This is a genomic window from Microcoleus sp. D3_18a_C4, assembly GCF_036702415.1.
Taxonomy (GTDB): Bacteria; Cyanobacteriota; Cyanobacteriia; order Cyanobacteriales; family Microcoleaceae; genus Microcoleus.
Genome location: NZ_JAUBTI010000013.1, coordinates 1 through 21,145, shown reverse-complemented (window position 1 = coordinate 21,145; position 21,145 = coordinate 1). Strand labels below are relative to the sequence as shown.

The 21,145-nt window shown below is 45.3% G+C and carries 22 protein-coding genes and 1 tRNA gene; 8 read left to right on the top strand and 15 right to left on the bottom strand.

Going from position 1 to position 21,145, the window contains the following annotated elements:
- Positions 1-238 precede the first annotated feature (238 nt).
- The 4 genes from QUB16_RS09240 to psbX form a co-directional block, all read right to left on the bottom strand.
- Positions 239-1,048, bottom strand: a complete 810-nt coding sequence (locus QUB16_RS09240) for a Ycf66 family protein (protein ID WP_333315681.1) — start codon at positions 1,046-1,048, stop codon at positions 239-241.
- A gap of 127 nt (positions 1,049-1,175) precedes the next feature.
- A complete protein-coding gene (locus QUB16_RS09235) occupies positions 1,176-2,261 on the bottom strand; it encodes a transposase (RefSeq protein WP_333315680.1) in 1,086 nt (361 codons plus the stop codon).
- Complete coding sequence (locus tag QUB16_RS09230; RefSeq protein WP_333315679.1) at positions 2,233-2,898, bottom strand: IS607 family transposase; 666 nt, start codon at positions 2,896-2,898, stop codon at positions 2,233-2,235. Before QUB16_RS09230 ends, QUB16_RS09235 begins: the two co-directional genes overlap by 29 nt.
- 318 nt (positions 2,899-3,216) lie before the next feature.
- The gene (gene psbX, locus QUB16_RS09225) at positions 3,217-3,336 is read right to left on the bottom strand and encodes a photosystem II reaction center X protein (protein ID WP_333041933.1); all 120 of its coding nucleotides are present in this window, start codon (positions 3,334-3,336) and stop codon (positions 3,217-3,219) included.
- Positions 3,337-3,460: 124 nt separating this feature from the next.
- Here psbX and QUB16_RS09220 point away from each other — a divergent pair, with 124 nt between their 5' ends.
- Complete coding sequence (locus QUB16_RS09220) at positions 3,461-3,745, top strand: YggT family protein (RefSeq protein ID WP_006634856.1); 285 nt, start codon at positions 3,461-3,463, stop codon at positions 3,743-3,745.
- A gap of 74 nt (positions 3,746-3,819) precedes the next feature.
- On the opposite strand, the gene accC is transcribed toward QUB16_RS09220, so the two are convergent.
- Positions 3,820-5,175, bottom strand: coding sequence for an acetyl-CoA carboxylase biotin carboxylase subunit (accC, locus tag QUB16_RS09215; protein WP_333315678.1), 1,356 nt, complete (start codon positions 5,173-5,175; stop codon positions 3,820-3,822).
- A 228-nt stretch (positions 5,176-5,403) separates the two neighbouring features.
- Here accC and QUB16_RS09210 point away from each other — a divergent pair.
- The 4 genes from QUB16_RS09210 (at position 5,404) to QUB16_RS09195 (ending at position 6,801) form a co-directional block, all read left to right on the top strand.
- Positions 5,404-5,487, top strand: a tRNA-Leu gene (locus QUB16_RS09210).
- 316 nt (positions 5,488-5,803) lie between these two features.
- Positions 5,804-6,016, top strand: coding sequence for a helix-turn-helix domain-containing protein (locus QUB16_RS09205; protein WP_006634859.1), 213 nt, complete (start codon positions 5,804-5,806; stop codon positions 6,014-6,016).
- 37 nt (positions 6,017-6,053) lie between these two features.
- The gene (locus tag QUB16_RS09200; RefSeq protein WP_333315677.1) at positions 6,054-6,452 is read left to right on the top strand and encodes a DUF433 domain-containing protein; all 399 of its coding nucleotides are present in this window, start codon (positions 6,054-6,056) and stop codon (positions 6,450-6,452) included.
- Complete coding sequence (locus QUB16_RS09195) at positions 6,445-6,801, top strand: DUF5615 family PIN-like protein (protein ID WP_333127850.1); 357 nt, start codon at positions 6,445-6,447, stop codon at positions 6,799-6,801. Before QUB16_RS09200 ends, QUB16_RS09195 begins: the two co-directional genes overlap by 8 nt.
- 20 nt (positions 6,802-6,821) lie before the next feature.
- Here QUB16_RS09195 and QUB16_RS09190 read toward each other — a convergent pair whose 3' ends face one another.
- Together QUB16_RS09190 and QUB16_RS09185 are read right to left on the bottom strand one after the other, a co-directional pair.
- Positions 6,822-9,668, bottom strand: a complete 2,847-nt coding sequence (locus QUB16_RS09190) for an ATP-binding protein (RefSeq protein ID WP_333315676.1) — start codon at positions 9,666-9,668, stop codon at positions 6,822-6,824.
- Positions 9,665-10,762 carry an ATP-binding protein gene (locus QUB16_RS09185; RefSeq protein WP_333315675.1) on the bottom strand — a complete coding sequence of 366 codons (1,098 nt, stop codon included), beginning with the start codon at positions 10,760-10,762 and terminating at the stop codon, positions 9,665-9,667. Before QUB16_RS09185 ends, QUB16_RS09190 begins: the two co-directional genes overlap by 4 nt.
- Before the next feature lie 219 nt (positions 10,763-10,981).
- Here QUB16_RS09185 and QUB16_RS09180 point away from each other — a divergent pair, with 219 nt between their 5' ends.
- On the top strand, positions 10,982-11,329 hold the full coding sequence (locus tag QUB16_RS09180; protein ID WP_333315674.1) for a hypothetical protein: 348 nt from the start codon (positions 10,982-10,984) through the stop codon (positions 11,327-11,329).
- Positions 11,330-11,716: 387 nt separating this feature from the next.
- Here QUB16_RS09180 and QUB16_RS09175 read toward each other — a convergent pair whose 3' ends face one another.
- The 3 genes from QUB16_RS09175 to QUB16_RS09165 are packed head-to-tail and all read right to left on the bottom strand — an operon-like array spanning position 11,717 to position 12,950.
- Complete coding sequence (locus tag QUB16_RS09175; RefSeq protein ID WP_333315673.1) at positions 11,717-12,076, bottom strand: hypothetical protein; 360 nt, start codon at positions 12,074-12,076, stop codon at positions 11,717-11,719.
- 34 nt (positions 12,077-12,110) lie between these two features.
- Positions 12,111-12,473, bottom strand: coding sequence for a papain fold toxin domain-containing protein (locus QUB16_RS09170; protein ID WP_333315672.1), 363 nt, complete (start codon positions 12,471-12,473; stop codon positions 12,111-12,113).
- A gap of 15 nt (positions 12,474-12,488) precedes the next feature.
- Positions 12,489-12,950 carry a hypothetical protein gene (locus QUB16_RS09165; protein WP_333315671.1) on the bottom strand — a complete coding sequence of 154 codons (462 nt, stop codon included), beginning with the start codon at positions 12,948-12,950 and terminating at the stop codon, positions 12,489-12,491.
- A gap of 236 nt (positions 12,951-13,186) precedes the next feature.
- On the opposite strand from QUB16_RS09165, the gene QUB16_RS09160 reads away from it, so the two are divergent.
- Positions 13,187-13,477, top strand: coding sequence for an AbrB/MazE/SpoVT family DNA-binding domain-containing protein (locus tag QUB16_RS09160; protein ID WP_333315670.1), 291 nt, complete (start codon positions 13,187-13,189; stop codon positions 13,475-13,477).
- Between the two features lie 259 nt (positions 13,478-13,736).
- Here the strand turns inward: QUB16_RS09160 and QUB16_RS09155 are convergent, their stop codons facing one another.
- The 4 genes from QUB16_RS09155 to QUB16_RS09140 form a co-directional block, all read right to left on the bottom strand.
- Positions 13,737-14,411 carry a DNA-binding response regulator gene (locus QUB16_RS09155; RefSeq protein ID WP_333315669.1) on the bottom strand — a complete coding sequence of 225 codons (675 nt, stop codon included), beginning with the start codon at positions 14,409-14,411 and terminating at the stop codon, positions 13,737-13,739.
- 308 nt (positions 14,412-14,719) lie between these two features.
- The gene (locus tag QUB16_RS09150) at positions 14,720-14,998 is read right to left on the bottom strand and encodes a hypothetical protein (protein ID WP_333315668.1); all 279 of its coding nucleotides are present in this window, start codon (positions 14,996-14,998) and stop codon (positions 14,720-14,722) included.
- A complete protein-coding gene (locus QUB16_RS09145) occupies positions 14,961-15,320 on the bottom strand; it encodes a DUF6972 family protein (protein ID WP_333315667.1) in 360 nt (119 codons plus the stop codon). Before QUB16_RS09145 ends, QUB16_RS09150 begins: the two co-directional genes overlap by 38 nt.
- 157 nt (positions 15,321-15,477) lie before the next feature.
- Positions 15,478-16,749 carry an FAD-dependent hydroxylase gene (locus QUB16_RS09140; protein ID WP_333315666.1) on the bottom strand — a complete coding sequence of 424 codons (1,272 nt, stop codon included), beginning with the start codon at positions 16,747-16,749 and terminating at the stop codon, positions 15,478-15,480.
- A gap of 89 nt (positions 16,750-16,838) precedes the next feature.
- Between QUB16_RS09140 and QUB16_RS09135 the strand changes: the two genes are divergently transcribed.
- Positions 16,839-16,961, top strand: a complete 123-nt coding sequence (locus QUB16_RS09135; protein WP_333109292.1) for a hypothetical protein — start codon at positions 16,839-16,841, stop codon at positions 16,959-16,961.
- A 259-nt stretch (positions 16,962-17,220) separates the two neighbouring features.
- On the opposite strand, the gene QUB16_RS09130 is transcribed toward QUB16_RS09135, so the two are convergent.
- Positions 17,221-20,724 (bottom strand): PAS domain S-box protein, encoded by a 3,504-nt coding sequence (locus QUB16_RS09130; protein WP_333315665.1) that lies wholly within the window; start codon positions 20,722-20,724, stop codon positions 17,221-17,223.
- Between the last annotated feature and the right edge of the window lie 421 nt (positions 20,725-21,145).

Sequence of the window (21,145 nt, the reverse complement as noted above, 5' to 3'; positions counted from 1 at the left end):
CTGTCGATTAGTTCCATAGGTTCGGTATCTTAAATTTTTTTTACAAAATAATTCGCTTTGATTTGTGTATGTCTGCGTTTGTCTGCGCTTTCACACTCGCAATTTACAGTCTTTTTAATAAATTTAATATCGGACAATAAGTAGATGGGTATCAATAAACGCAACTTAGAGTTCTGCGGTTTCCCAAGCCAGAGCTACAGGATAAAAGTTTAGTTTCACCCATCTACTTACTATGTGCCTATTTGTCGAAACTGGGGGAATTATCCGGTTGGTCTTCCGGGTATTCTACAGGTCGATACTCCACGTAATCTGACGGCGGTGCTTCCACGTCGCGGTTGCTGGGGCGAGACCTGGATGATTCCGTAGGACGGGGTTTTTTGGTTCTCGGCGGCGTATCGGAACTGCGGTTTTCCGAAGCAGGGGGGCGACTGCTGCGGCTGCGGGTCGGTCTTTCTTCGGGGTTGTCTGAAACGTCCCAGTTGTCAGACTCTTGGGCTGGCGGGGCTTCGGGGCGAGAGGGACGTTTGCGCGAGGATCGATCGGGCGAGTCGGGCCGTCCGGTGTTAACGCTGCCGTTGCGATTCGAGGGGCGGCGGCGGGGTTCGTCGTCGTAGGCTTCACGAGAGGAACGGTAGTCTTGGCTGCCTCTGATGCGGGGACGCGGCGGATAGTCTTCCTCTGGTTCTAGCTGTTCCATTTCGGAATCGTAGCCGTCGTAACCGTAGGCGTTGCTGACCGGTCGCTCTTCATCTACGTATTGGGCGCGAGTTTTGGCTTGGGCTGTGGTCGCTCCTCGCAGCTTGATGCTTTCTGTTGCAAAAAATATGGCGGTACCGCTGAGCAGGAACTGACCGAATGCCAGAATTGGGTCAAGCCGCCATCCTTGAAATAATAGAATACCGCCGCACAGCAAGCCGACGGCTGCAAAAAAAATATCGTGGTCTCGGGCTAGTTTGGGACGCCACGATCGCAGAAAATACAGTCCTGCCCCTGCTACTGCTAGGATAATCCCTAACAGGCTGCTCCAGTTCAATCCTAAATTGACCATTAGCCTATCTCCTATGTCTTTCCTATGTTAGCGAGTTAGATTTTACATCTATCATTAAGTGGTACATTTACGCGATACATTTCAGACATTTTGGATTTCTCGGACACCTGAAAATACCTCGATAGCATCACCCGCAAGGGTGAAGGGCGTACCCTTCATGAGCTTTTAGCATGATACCAAAAGCACCGTTTGCATCCCGGTCGGCAATATAACCGCACTCAGGACATTTAAAGATTTTGTTGCCGCCCAATCTGGCATGAACGTGACCGCACTTGCCACAGGTTTTAGACGTATAAGCCTCGTTAGTTTCTACGACTAAGACGCCGGAACGTTTAGCCAGAGCTATTAGTAACTGCTTAAATCTGTAATGGCTCCAAGTTAGCATTGACCGTACAGATTTAGTATGAATCCGCCTTTTTGCTCTCAACACCAGGGAGGATGTTTCAAAAGTGGGGATAAACACCACCTTGTAATTACGGACTAAGTAACTAACAGTTTGGCGATGAAGTTCATCCACTAAATTGCGAACATCGAGCCGGATTTTATCAGCAGCACGAAGTAAAGAACGGCGTTGCTTAGTCCTAACTTGTTTTTGGTAGGCACGGCTAATTAATTTGTCAAGGTGAAAGCATAATCTCACGATTCGCTCTATGTCTCCCTTGCCAATCTCTAAAACCGTTTCTCCGTCGTAACCAGTTAAAAATGTTCGCACCCCAGGATCGAGCGCAATTACCTTATTCTGGGTAGTTGTTTCTGTGGAAATATGCTCGGGAACCACAGCAAACCAACGTCGCCTGTCTCGCACTAACTGGGTGCCATACTCGCAAGAATCTGGCAGTGGTTGGGAAGAGTCAAAAGCACATCCTTTGGTTAGTTGAGGGAACCACGTGCCTTTGATGTAATTCCCCTTTTTAAATTTAATGGTGGCTACTGATTGGCGACAACTACGAAACTTTGCTTCACCATTATTGGCTTTTGCTTGCCTCCAAGCGTCGTAAGCATCTTGTACAGCGTTGGCTTTGGGGTGTCTCGGTACTGTTTTCAACCAATCTGGCAAATCGTTAAGGATTTGGGCTTCTAAATCATAGCTGCTACCTCGGAAGCCATTTTTCAAAGCCTCTATGCAATGGTTGTAAACAAAGCGACAACCGGCTAACCAATGTCGCCAAATTGAGTTGAGCTTGCTACCAGGATAAACCCGAATTTTCTTCACAGAGTTCGGGGCTAATTTCGCTGTCAATTTCTGTGAGTGTCGTTTTTTGTTTTTGTATTTCCGAGTCTTCCCTGAGTTGTTTTTCGTACTTACGGAGTCCGTAAAGCCTTGAGCTGAAACAGTGGACGACTGACAACATATCTTGCACGAGTTCTGCCTGTGGACTGTATTTTTGCTGGTAGAGAACCACGAGTTTACAATCGAATTTTTCACACAGCCATTCGATGAGGTCGAAGCCAAATCGGGCAAGTCTGTCTTTGTGGGCAACGACAAGACATTGGATATCGCCGCTGATAATTCGTTCCAGAATGGCGTTAAGCTTTCGCCGCCTAAAATTGAGTCCCGATCCAATTTCTGTGATGACTTCACAGCCTGGGTAACTTGTAGTAAGTGCCTCAGTTTGTCTTTTGAGATCGTCTCTTTGGCTGGATGTTGAGACTCTGGCGTACAAAACTGTAGAACGTCGAGCAAGCTCAGTTGTACCGGATTTTTGTTTGAGATATTCGGCAATATCGTAACGTCTTTGTCCTGCCTCGGTTTTGATGGTCTTGATGAGGCCATCTTCTGACCATCGGGCAAGGGTTCTGGGGTTAACTCCCAAAGCCTTAGCTGCTTCTCTTGGTGTGACATACGGCATGGCATTCTTCTGGAAAAACACTTTTTATTTTATTTGAGTTTGTCCGATATGTCCACTATATCTGTTAAAGTCGTGTAAACTGCTTTTAGTTACACGTCTGTCAGCCCGACTGTGCTTTCTGGGGCAGCGTCCGGTCAGGGTTTCAGCTTGGGAAGTGAGTATAATAAAGAGTTTAACGGGAAAAAACCTCAGCTTGGCAGTCAACTGAAGGTTTGGCCTTCTGAGTTGCTCTCATCTGAGGTTTCTCGGATTGGGGAAATGCCCGACGTGTAGCCGAAAATTGACTTGCAGCGCCGGACTTAGAAACCCGCTGACTTTTTAGGTGCGCTTGATTTTGTCTTTTTGGCTGATGAAGATCAGGGCGATCGTTGCTGGAATCACTACCACTGTCACGCCCACCAGCAGGCTGTACAAAAAGTTCGCGAGAGAAGGAGTCATAGATTCAAAGCCTTTGTTACAACAATTTGATTTTTATTAATTTTATACTTTCGATCGCACCTGTGAAACGGTTAAAATTATGAATAGCAGACTTAACAAAACTTAAAATTTCGAGATAAGACCCATGACTGGTATTACCGTTGCAAGTTGGATTCTGGGCTCTGTCCTAGTGGTGATGACTTTGCTATTTATTTTTCGGATCGTCCTGACTTGGTATCCCGAGGTGAACCTGAGCAAGTTGCCGTTGAGTCTGATTGCTTGGCCCACGGAACCTTTTTTAGCCGTAACTAGAAAGATTGTACCGCCGATCGGCGGGGTGGACATTACGCCGATTATTTGGGTCGGTATCTGTAGCTTGCTGCGAGAAATGATTCTCGGCCAGCAAGGGCTACTGACGATGATGATGTAGGAGTTGGCGGTTGGCGGTTGACTGTTGACTGTTGACTGTTGGCGGTTGACTGCCAACTGCCAACGGCCAAGTGACTAATGACTGTTTTGGTTCAAGAACTGTTCGACGAAATTCGTGTAAACTTCGCCGCTGAGAAACTCGGGGGAATCGAGGATTTTTTGGTGAAAGCCCAGGGTGGTAGGAACGCCGGTGATGGCGCATTCCCGCAATGCCCGTTTCATCCTGCGGATGGCTGTCGGTCGATCGCGCCCCCATACAATTACCTTACCGATTAAAGAATCGTAGTAAGCGGGTATTTCGTAATCGGTGTAGACGTGAGAGTCCATCCGCACGCCGGGGCCACCGGGAGGCAAATAACCGCTGATTATGCCGGGGTGGGGTCGGAAATTGCGATCGGGGTCTTCGGCGTTGATGCGACACTCGATCGCGTGGCCGTTGAGAATTACTTGGTTTTGCTTGATTTGCAGTTTTTCTCCTTGGGCGATGCGGATTTGTTCGGCTATCAAGTCGAGGCCTGTAATCATCTCGGTGACGGGATGTTCTACTTGGATGCGGGTGTTCATTTCCATAAAGTAGAACTTGCCCGATTTGTCAAGCAGAAATTCGACTGTGCCCGCACCTGTGTAGTTGATGGATTTGGCGGCGGCAATGGCAGCGTGACCCATTTGATCTCGCAGTTTCTGGCTGAGGGCGGGGCTGGGGGCTTCTTCGAGGAGTTTCTGGTGTCGCCGCTGAATCGAACAATCTCTCTCGCCGAGGTGGATGACGTTACCGTAGTTGTCGGCGAGGATTTGGATTTCGATGTGCCGGGGTTTTTCGATGAATTTTTCGAGGTAAAGTCCGGGGTTGCCGAAGGCTGCGTCGGCTTCGCCTTGGGCTGCTGAGAATAGTTTGGGGAGTTCCGAGGGTTCTCTAACTAGCCTCATCCCGCGGCCTCCACCGCCGGCGGTGGCTTTGATCATCACAGGATAGCCGATTTCGCGGGCGATCGACAAAGCTTCGCGATCGTCCGCCAGCAATCCGTCGCTACCGGGAACTGTGGGGACTTTCACCCGCTGCATGGTTTCTTTGGCGGTGGATTTGTCGCCCATCGCCCGCATTGCTGCCGGAGACGGCCCGATGAAGGTAATTTGATGGTCGGCGCAGATTTCGGCAAATCGGGCGTTTTCGGCGAGGAAGCCGTAACCGGGGTGAATGGCTGCGGCATTGCGTGTCAGGGCAGCCGCGATGATGTTGGGGATGTTTAAATAGCTTTTGCTGCTGGTGGGGGGGCCGATGCAAACGGCTTCGTCTGCCAACTGGACGTGCAGGGCGTGTTTATCTACGGTGGAGTGTACGGCGACCGTGGCAATCCCCATTTCCTCGCAGGTCCGCAATATGCGGAGAGCTATTTCTCCCCGATTAGCGATTAAAATTTTCGAGAACCCCATCTTCGCTGCTTAATTCACTCAATATTCTGTACAATAATGCCTTTCGGTATGTTCTGGATAATCGTTTTGCAGAAATTGTTCACAAAAATTTATTTTACATTTTGCTGGTAGTGGTGCTATGATTGTAAATCGGCGGTGTCAAAGGGCAAGTCACAAGTTAAATGTCAGGAACCTCAACCTGTGAATCTTTAACTCGTAACGCAAAAATCCCGGAGATTGCCAGAAAGAGCGGATGTGGCGGAATTGGTATACGCGCACGCTTGAGGTGCGTGTGGCATTATGTCCTTGCGAGTTCGAGTCTCGCCATCCGCATAGAATATATAAAACAACTGTTGACAGTTTTGGCTGTCGGCAGTTGTTTTGTATTTGATGGGTGGGTGGGCAGAAACCGGGTTTTTGCGAGATACTTTGTTACGGTGGGAAGATTTGGGAAAAAACCCGGTTTCTTTGATTGTGCGCGAGTACCTCGGGTGCGGATTCATCAGATATCTTTAAGTGCGATTCCCTACGGGATAGCTTCGCACGCGCGGACTTCTGACAGATCCGCACCATACAAAATACTGTTTAACTGTCGATCGACTATTGTGTTTGAATTAGAAACATAGATACTTATCGTTTGTCAAGTAGAATAGGGTTAGTTAGGTTCCGAATCCGAGAGTTGGCTGACGAAAAAGGATGGACGCTAAAGGATGTTGCCGATCGATCGGAGGTTCCGTACAGCACAGTCAGGCACTATGCGCGATCGGAAGGACTAGCAACGGTTGATATCACATCCATTCAAAAGATAGCTCGCACCCTCGATGTTTTGATTGAGGAGTTGATGGAAGTTGTTAAAGAATGAACCGATGAAATTATATTAGCAAACGGAAGTTAGATCGATGACATCCTACGCCTTAAACTTACCCGTTCAGTTACAGCAAGAAGCTGAAAAATTGGCAACACTCCAAGGCATTTCGTTCGATCAGTTTATCCTCTGGGCTGTAGCCGAAAAAGTCGCTACCCTCAACCAGCGGAATGACGATCCGGCTTTTCCTGAAATCACCTATGTGCGCGGCGCTAGCGGCGAACTCGTTCCCGTTTTGCGCGGCACTCGGTTGCGGGTGCAAACAGTAGTCATCGCAGCGCAGAAATGGGGTTTTTCTCCCAACCAAATTGCCACTGAGTATGACTTAAGTGAAGCTCAAGTGAACGATGTTCTCGCTTTTTATGCGGCTCACTATCAAGAAATAGACGCATCTATTGCGGCTGAGCAAATTATCGAAGCTGCTAATGTCTAAACCGCTATTGCATCTAGATGCCGATACCTCTATTAAAGCTTTGCAAGCCGCCCTTTTATCTCGCAGTCACGATGTCACTCGGACACCGACTGAGTGGATGGCTTTAGATGCTAGCGATGAGGCTCAATTGCTAGAAGCAACAGCGCGAGGGCGGTGTATTTTTACGTTTAATATCCGGGACTTTCAGGTTTTAGCTCAGCGTTATCCCGAACATGGTGGCATCATTTTGGCGGCTCAAAACAGTTGGACATTATCTAGTCTAATTGCTTCGCTCGATCGCCTGCTTTCAGAAACACAAGCTGCTGACTGGAAAGGGCAAGTTCGCTGGCTTAATCAGTGGCGAACCTAATCAGGACTTATGCAAGCACACTATACATTTATCGACAGCACCCAATGGCGAAATAGTTCGACAATAATTCGCCACTTGCCATCCCTTTCCCAAACTACATCGTGACGTATCAAAGAGTTAAGTGCTTGCTGTAAATTTGTCTCGTTCATGCCAGTAATTTCAGCTAGCGTGTTGATATCGAGTCCTTCTGGGTGAGGTGCGATCGCTCTTAATACCTCTTGCTGTCCGGGAGCATCCTGCGCCCCCTGACCCCAAACGCCATCGAAGTAGTAGCGTCCCCGCTGAAAGAATTCAGGGTCATTAATAACTGCCCTCACATCTTCTACTGTAAAGACCGGATCGCGAGAATTTCCATTCTCAAAAACTTGGTCATTGTAGCGGCGAACTAGCTGAAATCCCACTAGCTGAACTAAATAAGGCTGTCCAGTAGTCAAACCATAGATTGTAGATAAGGCTTCGGGCGCGTAGTCAAGAAGGAAATCTTTATTTGGATTAGTAAGAATCTGGCGGGTAGCTGCACTTTCCATGAAGCTAACCTTGATATTAATAAAGCTAGCAAAGAAAGGGTGAGAGTAATCCCCAGTCATCTCGTCTAAAGTATGCAAACCAGCCAAGGCAAAAGCTATTTTAGGACTCATTTGTACCATCCCGCGCAGAACCTCCATAAAGTCAGTGTCAATTTTTCCATTCTCAATCAGTTTTTCAATCTTCTCAAACTCATCTAAAGCAATAATCAAACCCGTTTCACTCAGATTTGCCTCTACTTGTTTCAAATAGCGCTCAAAAGTACGGTAGGGAAGATTCAGCAAATCCTCATCGGCAGGAGGTGGAATGTTGACAGCATCAGAAATTTGATCGCTAATTGCCATCAACACCTCTCCAACTCCTTGAGGAATATTTCCCAATCGCAATAGATTGACATAGGCTACTTTTACCTGTGACCCTAGGGACTTAGCAGCGTTAAGCAGAATAGAAGTTTTGCCCATGCGTCGATGACCGTAGATAACCACAGACTGAAGTTGCTTACTCAATATCCACACTTCTTTGAGCTGTTTGAGTATATCCTCTCGTCCAACAAACAGGTTCCCCTCAACAGGGTCGCCAACCACGTAGGGATTACGCACTCGCTCAGTAATAGAAACGTTCCCAACCTCACTAGCTACATCTAATATCGCTTTCGACCAATTCCACGCTATTTTTCTAACTATTTCTCGCTCTGGTTGAGGTACAGCATCAGCTCTATCTCGCAAGTTTTTGAGTTCTCCTAAAGCATGGCTAAGAGCGGAGGCTCTGGCAGAACGAGACGAACTATTCTGAATAAATTGAATATCCCCTATAATCTCATACAAACTAAAGATAGCTTTCCAAATATCCGAACGCAGCCAAGGTTTTTCAGGGACTCTATATAGAGATAACGCAGCAATATCCTTCAATTTCATAGTATCCTGATATATGAACATAATTAGACTTATTCTCCACATTTCTTCTCCATAATGTAGATTTCTGACTGTTTCAAAGGCTTTCATTGCATCGTATGGCCACTGCTTATGTAAATTCAAGAAACCACGGGCAACAGCACAAGAAGGAGGATCAAATTGAATAAAATTTGTATAGATAGAACCTGAAATAAAGCGCACCAATTCCCATTTGTAAGGATGATCTGTTAAATGTGCTATACGATCGACGACTTGCTCTGGTTCTTCAGCAAGAACTTGGTTTAAAGCTTGAATTACAGGAATGAACTGGAGAGTATAAGTATAAATTTCATAAGCATTGTGTATTCCTGTCTCCCAATCTTGTCGTAGCCATTCTTTTAATTGCTCTGTGAGATAGGGATTAGGCAGGACAGTTACACGAGGAAACAGCAAGCCTAGATGATTTCTATAGGACTTACGCATTTCAAAGACATAATCAGATGGCAATTCTTGAGACAGGGGAAGATGGGGAGATGAAGAAATCAGAAAATCTGAATATCCAGAATATCGGGAACCAAACTGATTACTCAAAACCCTTGGGCTGCTGTTTTCTTTAGCTCTGTGCGTAAGTTCTATTTTAAATAATGTTTGGCTTATTGGTAATGTAAAAAACCAGTTATCTGGGCGCAGCAATCCGATAAATGAACCAATTACACAACTGAGAAAAAAAAATGCGCGAACTAACAGGCTTTTTAGAAAGACAAAAACATCTGTAACTTTGAACTCAATTGGCAGATACAAGCAAAGCATTAATGACATTAATAACACTCCACCAATAACTAATATAATAGCTAAGTCATTCACCTCTAAAATGGCTAGTGTCGCAATACCTCCTACACCCAACCACATACCTGCTAATATACCTAAAATCCCGATAAGTCCAAGGTTAGTAGAGGCTTCTTTTATAGCACTGACAGTAAAAATTGCCAGATTACAATTCAAGCTTAAAAAAATGATTATTGTTAGATATTTGGCTGTTCGTGACTTAAATTCTGACAAAAATATATCTTTTTCAATTAGTACAGATGCCAAGGTTATGAGACACAACAAAATAGTAACGAAAAAGCTGACTGATATATATTCCGCATCTACTGAACAATTAATCAATGTAAGAATTACACTCCAAGTCAATAGTGTAAGGAATATGACTACCATTACTTGTATAAGTAACCCAGTTATTATGGGATTAAGAAATAATCCTGAATCTTTTTTAGGATTTTTGTAGCGTTCTGAAATAGATACTCTATTGTAGACGTACCACCGCAAGGCTTGGGGAAAGAAAAACACCCAGTATAACAATCGCAAGTAATCGAGCGGTTTTGATAATGAAAGAGGTTGCTTTAATTTAGGAGCTAAGTCTAAACGGGGAACGTCGGTGTTGCGATCGCTCATTTTACATCCTCCACATATCGCGCATAATTTTGAGAGCACAACTGCATCAGTCGTCGTGGATGACCGCCACTTTCTTGTACTAGCTGGCTTATTTCCTCTTCGGTAAAACGCACCGAAGTCACAGCAAGACGAGCTTTAATAAAGGCACTGGCAATTGGTGCATCCCAAGGCTTAATATTTTCTTGTTGAAAAATACCTGAAAACGGAGATGTGTTCACTTCATCCTGACTGTCATTAAAGAATTTATCCAGGGGTTTGCTAGCAGCTACAATTAGTTTCAAAGGTGAATTTTGCCCCTCAGCTAAACCCCGCAAGTAACCTCGCAGATGAGGAGTAAAACCTTCACAACTCATCTTTCCGACATTATCTATAGCTAGTAGCAATTTATATTTTTTTAAATCACGAGTCAGGAGAGTTCCCTGGTTTTTATGGATGCCAACTTCTTCGCACAAAGCTGTGTAGAAGTCATCTTCATCTCGGACTCCATTTAGGTCTAAGTAAATTGGCTGCCGTGGCGAGAATAGGAGATTTTCAGCCTGTTGACAAATAGCCCATAGCAGAGAAGATTTCCCGATGCCTTCCTCTCCTATCAAAGCTACACTGACATTGCTGTTAAGAACCTCCAATACTCGCCTAATTTCCCGCTCTCTGCCAAAAAATAGTTGCGGGTCGTCAACTCTACCAGTCTGATGAATAAAAGGGTTACAAGAAATAGCAGGGGTGCGATCGCCTGTACTGAATGCACTCCCTTGACTTGATCGCCATTTTTCATACTGCGGTTTCAGCCAATCTCGAAATGCAGCATCTTTCACCGGACTACTTCTGTCGTTACAACCCAAAAAACCTTCCCCGTTTTCTTTTGGGCAGAAAAGCTTATATATCGTGCACATTTGCCGCTGAACAGTCTCAGGGTTGCTCGGAAGGTTAGAATTTTCTTCTGCGAACGCTTCCTCTGCAACCTCTTTGTTACTCTTTACCGTATTTTCATCGGGAAACCTAGCGAGAAGAATAGCTTTGTGTGTCCGGCTCAAACCATAATCAGTAACTATCTTTAATATTAAAAAGCTTTGCCATAAGTTAACAGTCTCAGTCATGCCAACCCCTCTCAGAACTTGGTCTCCCTCTTGTTGAGTTTACCATCACTAGCGCATAATAGGAATATTTTTCCGGTTGAGCCAAACATCGGAAAAAATTTTCCGATTCTTTTTCATATACCGGAAATAATTTTCTGCGACATTTTTGAAAGTAGCTTATAAGCTGTTATTTAGTGGTAAGCCTTCCACCGCAAACTTTGAAAAAGTCAGGAGATAAACATGACACAACTAATTGAGTACATCCAGACAGCTAAAGAATTTGCTGATACTTATGGCATAGCACATCTAGATCGCCTGCTGGCATTAGCTGAAACTGTCCCCAATTCTCCGAAAGCTCTACCATCGACTTTTAAAGTTATGTCTAATACAATTTTGGAGGAAGTGGAAATGGCTGGATTTCATCTTAACCCTTGGCTAAAGACTTTGATTCTAAGTAACAATGTTGAAGTAGTTAGAGATGCGATCGCTGTAGTTGAGGAAAATCGCCGCCGGGGAATAGTGCGGAACGGCGAAGGGCTGTTAGTACAAGCTATCCGTAACGAATGGAAACCCCATATTTCAGCTTAAAAAAGTGCAAAAATTTGGGGAAAAACCCGGTTTCTTAGATTGTGCGAGCGCCCAGAAACCGGGTTTTTGCCAGCATACTTCCTAACAGTGCAAATATTCAGGAAAAAACCCGGTTTCTTCGATCGTGCGAGTGGCCAGAAACCTCGGTTAGCCCGATAGTCCGCCAGCCAGGGGTTGAAACCCCTGTCTCATAGCGAAAGTCCTCGCTATGAGGACTAAAGAGTTTTTCATTTTTATCTCAGCTTGTCAGTCGGTTTCAACCGACTTTCGCTATTAGCCAGGGGTTTCAACCCCTGGCGGTTGTGGGCGACAGCGCGGAGGTCAAAAACCCGGTTTCTTTGATTTTGAACCACAGATGATGGCGGATATACGGTATTTCACGATTCACTATCCAGTTGTTAAATTACCGACTGTTTCCTTAACTTGCGTTACTTCTGAATGGCTATCTCGCTGCAAAAACTCATCAAGCAACTCATAAAAACGATAAAAGGCTCGTTCTTCATTGTTAGTATAAAACTCGATTATTCTTGCCCATGAACCTGATGTTGATACTTCATATCGCTTTTGCAACCAGGGTTGAAAGTCGCCATAAAATTCCATTTCCTTTTCTGTTGGTTCAAATCCCAACTCTTCTCTAGCCGTTCTATAACCGACTATAAACATAAAAAGATCGGTTGCCGAAGCCCGTCCGATATACATTCCTGGTTTTTTATGGATTTTACTCAATATCTCAAAAAGTCCGCTCATCTAAATACTCTCCTTTTTTCAACCATAAACACTTTTAGAAACTGTCTAATTCTTCAACTATAAACTCTCCTCTACGACAGGAAAAATCATTCACCCAATCTTCTCTAGACAGTCCCTCTGTTGACAAATTATCAAAAACTCGCCCACGTACTTCAACTCCGTAGTGAGTGCCATTCGTGGTAATAGACTCATTTGTTCCACCCCACCTTTCTAAGCGTGTACTTAAGATAAATTCTTCTCTATACTTAGTTTTGAGCTTAAGTAACTTACCGGCAATTCCATTTTCTGCCAGCCATTTTAACACGGCTTTGGCACACAGATCGCATTTAAGGATATCGTACTGGCTGACGATCGCACCAATCTCTCGGTAAATCTCCTCATCTGAAAAATCGCTCACTTTCCCTCACACCCTCTAAAATGTTCCATCAAGATCGATCGCACTTTCAGATTGCAAAGGACGCTCAATTTGATCGGGATCGAGCATCACTTCATCATCCTCATCCAAGTCGAAATTCTCTGGAACTAATTCATCGAAGCTATTGCGGGTAGGAAGCTCAGGCATATCTCCCAGCATAGCAACTGCTTCAGCAAGTAGATTCAGATTCTCTGGATCGGGGTGTTTTTGTGCTGCCCGCACAGCCAAGATGACGACACGCAATCCTCCCCTTAGCCGATCGACATCACGGGCTAGTCCATACATTGCTTGAAAGTCACGTTCCTCAATAATGCGGTACTGTCCTGTTTTTGTCTGGAGAGTAGCAATGACACCATTGGCGATCGAACTGAGTGCTTCTGCGCCCTGCAAACGAAACTTCTCAAACGATGTCCAATTTGCACCGCTTCGCAACCTAAATTTTTTATTTGTAATCTGCATAGTTTCACCTCTTTACTATATCCTAACGTAAACCCAACGAAAAAACAACGGCTATTGATTTTGATGGGTGGGTGGCCAGAAACCGCGTTTTTTCGAGATACTTCGTTACTGTCGGCAAAAATCGTAAAAACCCGGTTTCTTTACTATTAGTTGCTATACTGTAGACACTCTGTATATACATCCTCAAAAAAAGGGTGAAGTCCTCAGAGTAGTATCATTAGCTAGAGGATTAGGCTATGGTTGGGACGATCGCCAAGTGGGGAAACAGTCTTGCTGTTCGGATTCCACAGCATTTAGCTAAAGAGATTAACTTAGCTGAAGGTTCCCAAGTGCAGCTTGTGTTGATAGATGGTAGGCTGACGATCGAGCCGATAACTCGTCGGCGATATTCCCTTGAGGAGTTAGTTGAAGCGATTACCCCAGAGAATCTTCATAATGAGATTGATAGTGGAGTTGCTGTGGGGAACGAAGTTTGGTGCCACAATCAAATCCCTACATTCCGAGTCGAGGCGATATCGTTTATTTAGACTTTGACCCAACTAAGGGACACGAACAAATTAGTATAAAACTAAATTATTCTTCCCCATGAACCTGATGTTGATATTTCATATCGCTTTGGCAACCAAGATATTTAAAATTAATCAGGAATCAAGGTAATCAATCGAGGAACATCTGTATAGGTATCTATCTGCCAAACAGTCCTGACAAGAAGTTCTCTGCCAACAGGTGTAGCAAGATAAGCGCTGATTTCATACCTCTTAGGGATTAACTGAACCGTATCAATTTCTACCCCATCCCGAACAAGTAATCGAAATTACCCTCTCCCACAGAGTTTTTAAGCGTATTGATAATTTTCCTTGTATTATCGTGAGGCCCTTCAATATAACAAGGTTTTCCATTGCGACCGAATTTTAAGCCAATTTCGCTGGTTGATTCTCCTAAATGAGCCTTCGACTGCTCGAAATCGCGGTGCGGTTCAAAGCCTAATGTTTTGGCATAGGCGATCGCACCCCAAACCAGGGCTTGTGCTTGTTCTAAACTAATCTCTTCGTATCCCAGAAACGGCGAGTAAGAATTCTCAACGAGATTTTTATATTGGCTATCGTTGCAGTTACGTGGCGGGATGACATCCTTAACTCCCAAACACCAGTAGTCGATCAAATAAGAGGCTGTAACAAAACGATTGTATCCCTTGGAACGAGTCACCACCACTAAACCCAAACCGCTCGTTTCCGAGGTTTCATTCCCCAACAATACCTTCGCAAAATTTACATCCACGAGACATTGAGCAACGGGCAATAACTCTCCTTTTTCGGCGCTAGCGAGGGCTGTTTGTTCTGCATGAAATTGAAGAAAGGTACTGACTTCGGATGCTTTCAATCCTAACTTTCGGGCAATTTGTTTGGGCGTTAATTGGCGATCGCGCAGGTTGAGAATTTCTTGTTCTTGTTCGGGCTGCATAGTTTTTCTATTGCCGTCAGGGCTGGGTTTGAGCTGAGTCGATCATTGTACCGCGTTTTTGCGACCAACTTCGTAACATTGCAAAGATTGAGGAAAAAACCCGGTTTATTTGATGGTGCGAGTGGCCAGAAACCTCGGTTAGCCCGATAGTCCGCCAGGGGTTGAAACCCCTGTCTCATAGCAAAAGTCCTCGCTATGAGGACTAAAGAGTTTTTCATTTTTATCTCGGATTTTCAGTCGGTTTCAACCGACTTTCGCTATTAGCCAGGGGTTTGAACCCCTGGCGGATGTGGCGACACCACTTTATTTTATACTTCTCGTAAAATGCGACTATTCAAACGCTCATATTCATCCTCTAGCAGCCACATTTTAGCCGCTTCGTAATTGTCACTAGAAAAAATAACTTTATAATTTTGTGCCGGGTTGTGGATGCAAAATTTTCCTGAAATTTCCTTGACTAACATCAGGATATAAGGCGGAGATATCAGAGTATCGGCCCAGATTTCCGCAAACTCCCAATCAGTCTCTTGCTCTGATTCTTGACTAATTTTAGTAGCTTGTGCGGGGTCTTGTGCGAGGTATGACATGGTATTTACCTGTAGTTTTTTTAATCTTTATTTCACCGTAATTTAGTGGTATCTGAGTCCCGTCTGCTTTCAGTATATAACCAATGGGTTCTGAAAAGTACAATCCATAGCGTTCATAATTATCCTCTACATCGTCCTCTCCTGTGCGTTCCCCTCTTAGCTTAATTTCTGCGGCCACTCTTTCCATTGTTTCTCTATCATTAAAGAGATGGACGATTCCTTCGTTTTCAAATTCACTTTGGGCTTTTTGGGTTCCGGGGAGATGTTTATCAATGAGACTGGTTCGAGTTTCTAGAGTAATTTCACGGTCAATTCCACTCATAGCTCTGTTCTATCTTAATTATATACCATTCATCGATAAATTTAGTTTAGTCTTGGAACCACGGGTGGCCAGAAACCGGGTTTTTGCGACAGAATTGGTGACAGTGCAAAGATTTGGAAAAAACCCGGTTTCTTTGATGGTGGGTGGGTGTACAAACCTAATTTTGCGCTAATTCCGGCGGCCGCCCCATCAAGCCTGTCATCAAGCGTAAGGCTAAAAACCTCACTGGGGGAATTGTCCGCAAACACCACAATCCAAAGCGGCGAAATGCTACAATTGGCAGCCAAGTATTGGAAAATAATCTGTCTAGAAAATCGGTAAATCCTAACACGATTAAATTCTCTTTTTTGCGCCAGTTGTGATACCGTTTCAATACTCGCAAATCGCCGATATCTTCGCCTTTTTGGTGCGCTTGCTGCAAGATTTGGGCGATCGCCCCTGCGTCTCGAATGCCCATATTCAATCCCTGGCCGCCGACGGGATGGCAGCAGTGGGCCGCGTCGCCAATTAGTGCTAATCTGGGCAAAACGTAGCGATCGCTCTGCATTAACTGCACCGGAAACAAAAAGCGATCGCTCTCCAATTCTAAACGCCCTAAAAGCCCGCCCGTGCGCTGTTCCAACAAAGTCAAAAATTCTTTTTCGTCCATTGACTGCAAAGCTTTTGCTTCCGCGTGGGGTGCTGTCCAAACTACTTGACAGCGGTTCCCAGGTAATGGTAAGACTCCCATCGGGCCGCTCGGCCAAAAGCGCTCAAAAGCGATATCATTGTGCGGTTTTTCTGCTTTAATAGTGATAGCAACGCAGGATTGCCAGTATTTCCAGCCGCGAGTGCTGATGTTGGCTTCGGTGCGGATGCGCGATCGCGAACCGTCGGCGGCGACTAATAATTTGGTGCGAATAGTCCGAGTTTCGCCGTTTTGTTTGACTTCTATTTCCGCGCAATCGGTTAAATATTTTACCTCGACTACTTCCGCCGGACAAACCCAACTAAAATTCGGGTTTTTTGCCAAAGATTCTTGCAAAGCTGACAGCATGACTCGGTGCTCGCCAACGTAACCTAAAGCTGTTTTTGGTACGGGCAATTTGCCAGTATTTCCCAAATCCGGGCGGTGGAATTCGACTACACCGGGATAGTCGCCGTCGCAGAGGCTAATTTGCTCGAAGGTGGTGATTTGCGGCAAGATTTGCTGCCACACGCCGATACCTTCTAAGATCATTCCTGATAGCAGGGTGATTGCATAGGCTTGTTTTTTGGCTGCGGCGACGGCGGGGAGTTGGGTTTCAATTATAGCGATTTTTAAGCCGGAATCTTTTAAGGCGCTGGCTAATGTGGCCCCGACTATGCCGCCTCCGACGATGGCTATATCAAAGTCGAGTGTCTGTGTTTCCGTGGAAGCTGTGGTTGGAGAAAGTTGGTTTACAGGCATTTTCAAGGGATTTATTTAAGTGAATAATCATATTTACTATTTTATTGTAAAGAATTATTGCGGTTTTGGGCGATCTTGAGGCAGAGCTTATGTCATATCAATTCTGGCTGTGCCGGAATGATATCAAATCCCATCGCACATTTCTCTCAAATTCGATCGCCCATCAACCCAAAAATCCCATCGGCCATCAACCCAAAAACCCCGGCGGTTGAAACCGCGTCTACACAGACAAAACCCGCCTCCGCGGGTTGAAGAGTCGTAGCGTAGCGGGGCGTAAGTCATCGCACATTTATCTCAAATTCGATATTTCTTCGTCCGCGGAGGCGGACATCGTTTGTGTAGACGCGGTTTCCAACCGCCCGGTTATATCAAATCCGCTAGCTTCGGAATGATATAATTGTAGGGAAACGGCACTGCCGTTTCCTGATTTCGGGTAATATTAATTCCGATGCCACCGATCGCAACTAACAATTAACTACCAACTGCTGCTAATTGATTATTTCCTGTGACTAGAGGCGATACTTTTTGGCAAATGGGAATCTCGATGACAAACTCTGCACCTTCCCCATGCGTGGAAATACACTGCAATTTGCCTCGGTGTTTTTCAACTATAATCTGATAGCTGATTGACAGTCCCAAGCCTGTGCCTTTGCCGACAGGTTTAGTAGTAAAAAATGGGTCGAACAACTTGCCAATAACTTCTTGATTGATTCCCATCCCGTTGTCGGCAATCCGAATTGTTACTGTTTCTGAGTTCGCACTGGTGCTAATCCGAATTCGGTTGGGGTGACAATATATTTCTTTTGAAGAATGAGTGCTGTTGTACTCTTCGAGGGCGTCGATCGCATTTCCTAAAAGATTCATAAATACTTGATTGAGCTGACCTACATAGCACTCGACTTTTGGAAAATTGCCGTATTCTTTGATAATCTCAATAGCGGGACGAAGTACATTAGCTTTAATCCGGTGCTGCAAAATTAGCAAAGTGCTTTCGATTCCTTCGTGAATATCTACTCGCTTCATCTGCGATTCGTCGAGTCGGGAAAAGTTGCGTAAGGATACAACTAAGTCGCGGATGCGATCGGCTCCTACTTTCATTGATTCCAAAATCTTTGTAAAGTCTTCCATTAAGTAATCAACTTCAATATCTTCGGCTGCTTCTACAATTTCTGGGACGGGATTTGGGTATTTTTCCTGGTAAAGGTGGAGCAAACTGAGTAAGTCTGTGGCGTATTGGGTGGCGTGGGTGATGTTGCCGTAGATGAAGTTAATCGGATTGTTAATTTCGTGGGCGACGCCGGCGACTAGCTGGCCGAGAGAAGAGATTTTTTCGGTTTGGATTAGTTGAGTTTGAGTTTGGTGCAACTCGTGGACAGCTTTTTCGAGCTCGGCTGCTTGCGATCGATACTGTCCCTCGGACTGCTTGAGTGCTTCCAAAACTTGGACTCGATCGCTAATGTCGGTGTGAGTTCCCACCCATTCGCGAATGCTGCCGTCGGCTGCCAAAAGGGGGACGCCCCGCACCCAGAAGTGTCTGTAGCTGCCGTCGGCGGCCCGCAAGCGGTGCTCGACTTCGTAGAGACTTTTTGTTTCTATGGCCCCCATCCAAGCTTGAATTGTGCGATCGCGGTCTTCTGGGTGCACTGCTTCTATCCAGTTGTCCTTCTCTTTCCAACTCATGCCCGTATAAGCTATCCAATCAGGCTGAGGCTTGTCGAAGATTCCGCTAGCGTTGGTCGTCCAAACCATCTGTGCGGTCGCCATTGCCAGCGATCGGTATCTTTCCTCGCTCAGACGCACAGATTCTTCGGCTTCTCGGCTGGCTGTCACGTCGCGCAAAATAGTTGTGAATATGATTTCGCCTGCAACTTCGAGTTTGGAAATAGAAACTTCGGCGGGAAATTCCGTACCATCTCGGCGGCGGGCGAAAATTTCTTTGCGGTTGCCCATTTTTCGGGCTTGTTGAACGTTGTCGCCGAAATTGCTGACGAGGTGACTGTGATGCGTGGCAAAAGCTTCGGGCAACAGCAGGCTCAGGGATTGCCCGATCGCCTCTGCTGCACTCCACCCGAAAATCCGTTCTGCACCTTGGTTGAACAGGATAATTTTTTGGTCAGCATCCACAGAAATAATCGCGTCCTCGGCAATTTCTAAAATGCCGGCGAAACGAGCTTGAGACAGTTGCAGCGCCTGTTCAGCTTGTTTGCGATCGCTGATGTCGCGGGCGATCGTCGAAATGTATGCGAGTTTGCCGTCCGGTGCGGAGTGGGAGATGATAACTTGGCTGATGGGAATTTCGAGTCCCGTTCCTGACACGAAGGCTGTTTCTCCACTCCAAAAGCCCTCGGAAATAGCGGTGGCGATCGCTTGATTCAAATTGCTGCGGCCTGACGCTGGCGTGAATTCTGCAACTTGTCGGTTGGATATATCTTCGTTTTCGTCTATACCCACCATTTTTCGGCCTGCTTTGTTGATGTAAATCGGGCGTCCTTCGAGGTTGGAGATACCTACAAAATCCGGGGTCGCTTCCAGAATTGCTGCCAGACTTCTGTTGGCGATTTCGGCTTGTTTGCTCTCAGTAATATCCCGCGCGATGCTAACTATACCGCTGATCTTTCCTAACCCGTCCCGGTAAGCACTTTTTGTAGAAAGAAATATCCTCAAATTGCCTTTGACTGGCAGCTCTTCTTCAATTGCTTCCGTTGTTCCCGCTGCCATGATTGGGCGATCGGTTTTTATAATATTGCCCGCAATTTCCGGCGGAAATAACTCGCTGTCATCTCTGCCGATAATGTCGTCTACAGACTTGCCAATTATACTTGCTCCTGCAGCATTAAGCATTAGGTAACGGCCATGAATATCTTTGACAAATAGGGCGGCTGGCGTACTGTTGATGACTGCCATCAACAGGTTATAGTTTTTTTGAAGCGCCTGCTTTGTTGTTTGAGAGTCGAAAATTTGCTGCTGCAATTGCTCGTTGGCGATTTGCAGTTGGAGAGTCCGTTTTTCAACTTGATTTTCTAAGTCTAATTTAGCTTTCCTCAGTCCCAGTTCCGCTCGATAGCGCTTCCGGTCTGCGCTGCAGAGAGTTTTTGCATTCTGCCAAATCAGAACTGTAAAAATAATCACGTTCAATACACTTAACAGCGATATCCCTACCTCCGGCGTGTAGGCTTGTAACCGATCTCCCAAGAGGATGAAATAACCGACTAAAGGCGGGATAATGATTGCCCGTGGCAACAAGCGCCTCGCCATGATGCCGCCCGCGCGATCGCTCGTCATTACTGCAATCAATCCTCGCTCTGGACTGGCAAATAAAATGCCGAAGCTCAGCAACATAAATGCTGCGGCAGTGTGCAAAGCCATGCCGGTATTTTTGCCAATTTGGTAAAATAAAGCTTTGTCGTAGAAATAGCCTATCAAACCCGTAAATGCAATTAAAAATGCACAACAGCTTAAGATTTGAATCCGCAAGTATTTAGGCCGACGTTCTGACAGCAGCAGCAGCGCTGTTCCCAGCAATAAAAAAGCACCAGCAGTATTCGGTGCCATGCGTCCTGGTGTTCCGGGGGTTGTCAAGGTGTAACTTTCTTTAAATAGCAGTTGGTCGATACCTAAGTCTAAATTAAAGCTATATTGAACGAGGGTTAATAGGCTAATTAATATAATTAAAAATGAACATCCAAAAATTAAAGATTTATGCTTTTTTTGATACTTTCTTGCTGTTAATTCTGGCCGCCGCCGCTGTTGGATGAATAGAGAAAACCCGCCCAAAATAAAGCACACCGCAGTATTGGCTTTCATCGTCACGAGTCCGGGCAGAATGCTTTTTAAGAGTGGCAGATCGAATATCCACCCCAAAAGGACTGTACAGCCGATCGCCATTACTGCAATACTCGCTTTTTTGGAAAAAGACTGGACAGCAGCCATTCGGGTTGAGGGCGTTTGCAGTTGTGCTCGTTCAAAAACTTCCAATTTCTCGCTCCCTCCAATTATTTGGTTTCTACGTATTCAAGGTAACAATAAACACTCTAGTGATATTGTTGCTCGCTATACAAAGCTGCTTAAAATTTTCTCAAAGCTGCTAACCATAAAATATGAATTATTTTATCTAACTTTAGAGCGATCGTCAAATAAAGGTTGAAGGCTCTTATGTAGAAAGCATTCGGCCGAATTAAATAATTTTTCTTGCTGGGAAAATTAAAAAAAATTCCTTGTTCCTGGTTCCTTGTCCCTTCGATTTCGGAAATTGGGGCCCGATTCATCGGCAAGACGAAGTGTTGTTACTCAGTACATCGAGGGATAATGGTAGCGGATGAATCACTATGGAATGAGAATTAAATAACTTCCACAAGTTTGTGGGATGGGCGTCCCGCCCGTCCAAAAAGGACGGGCG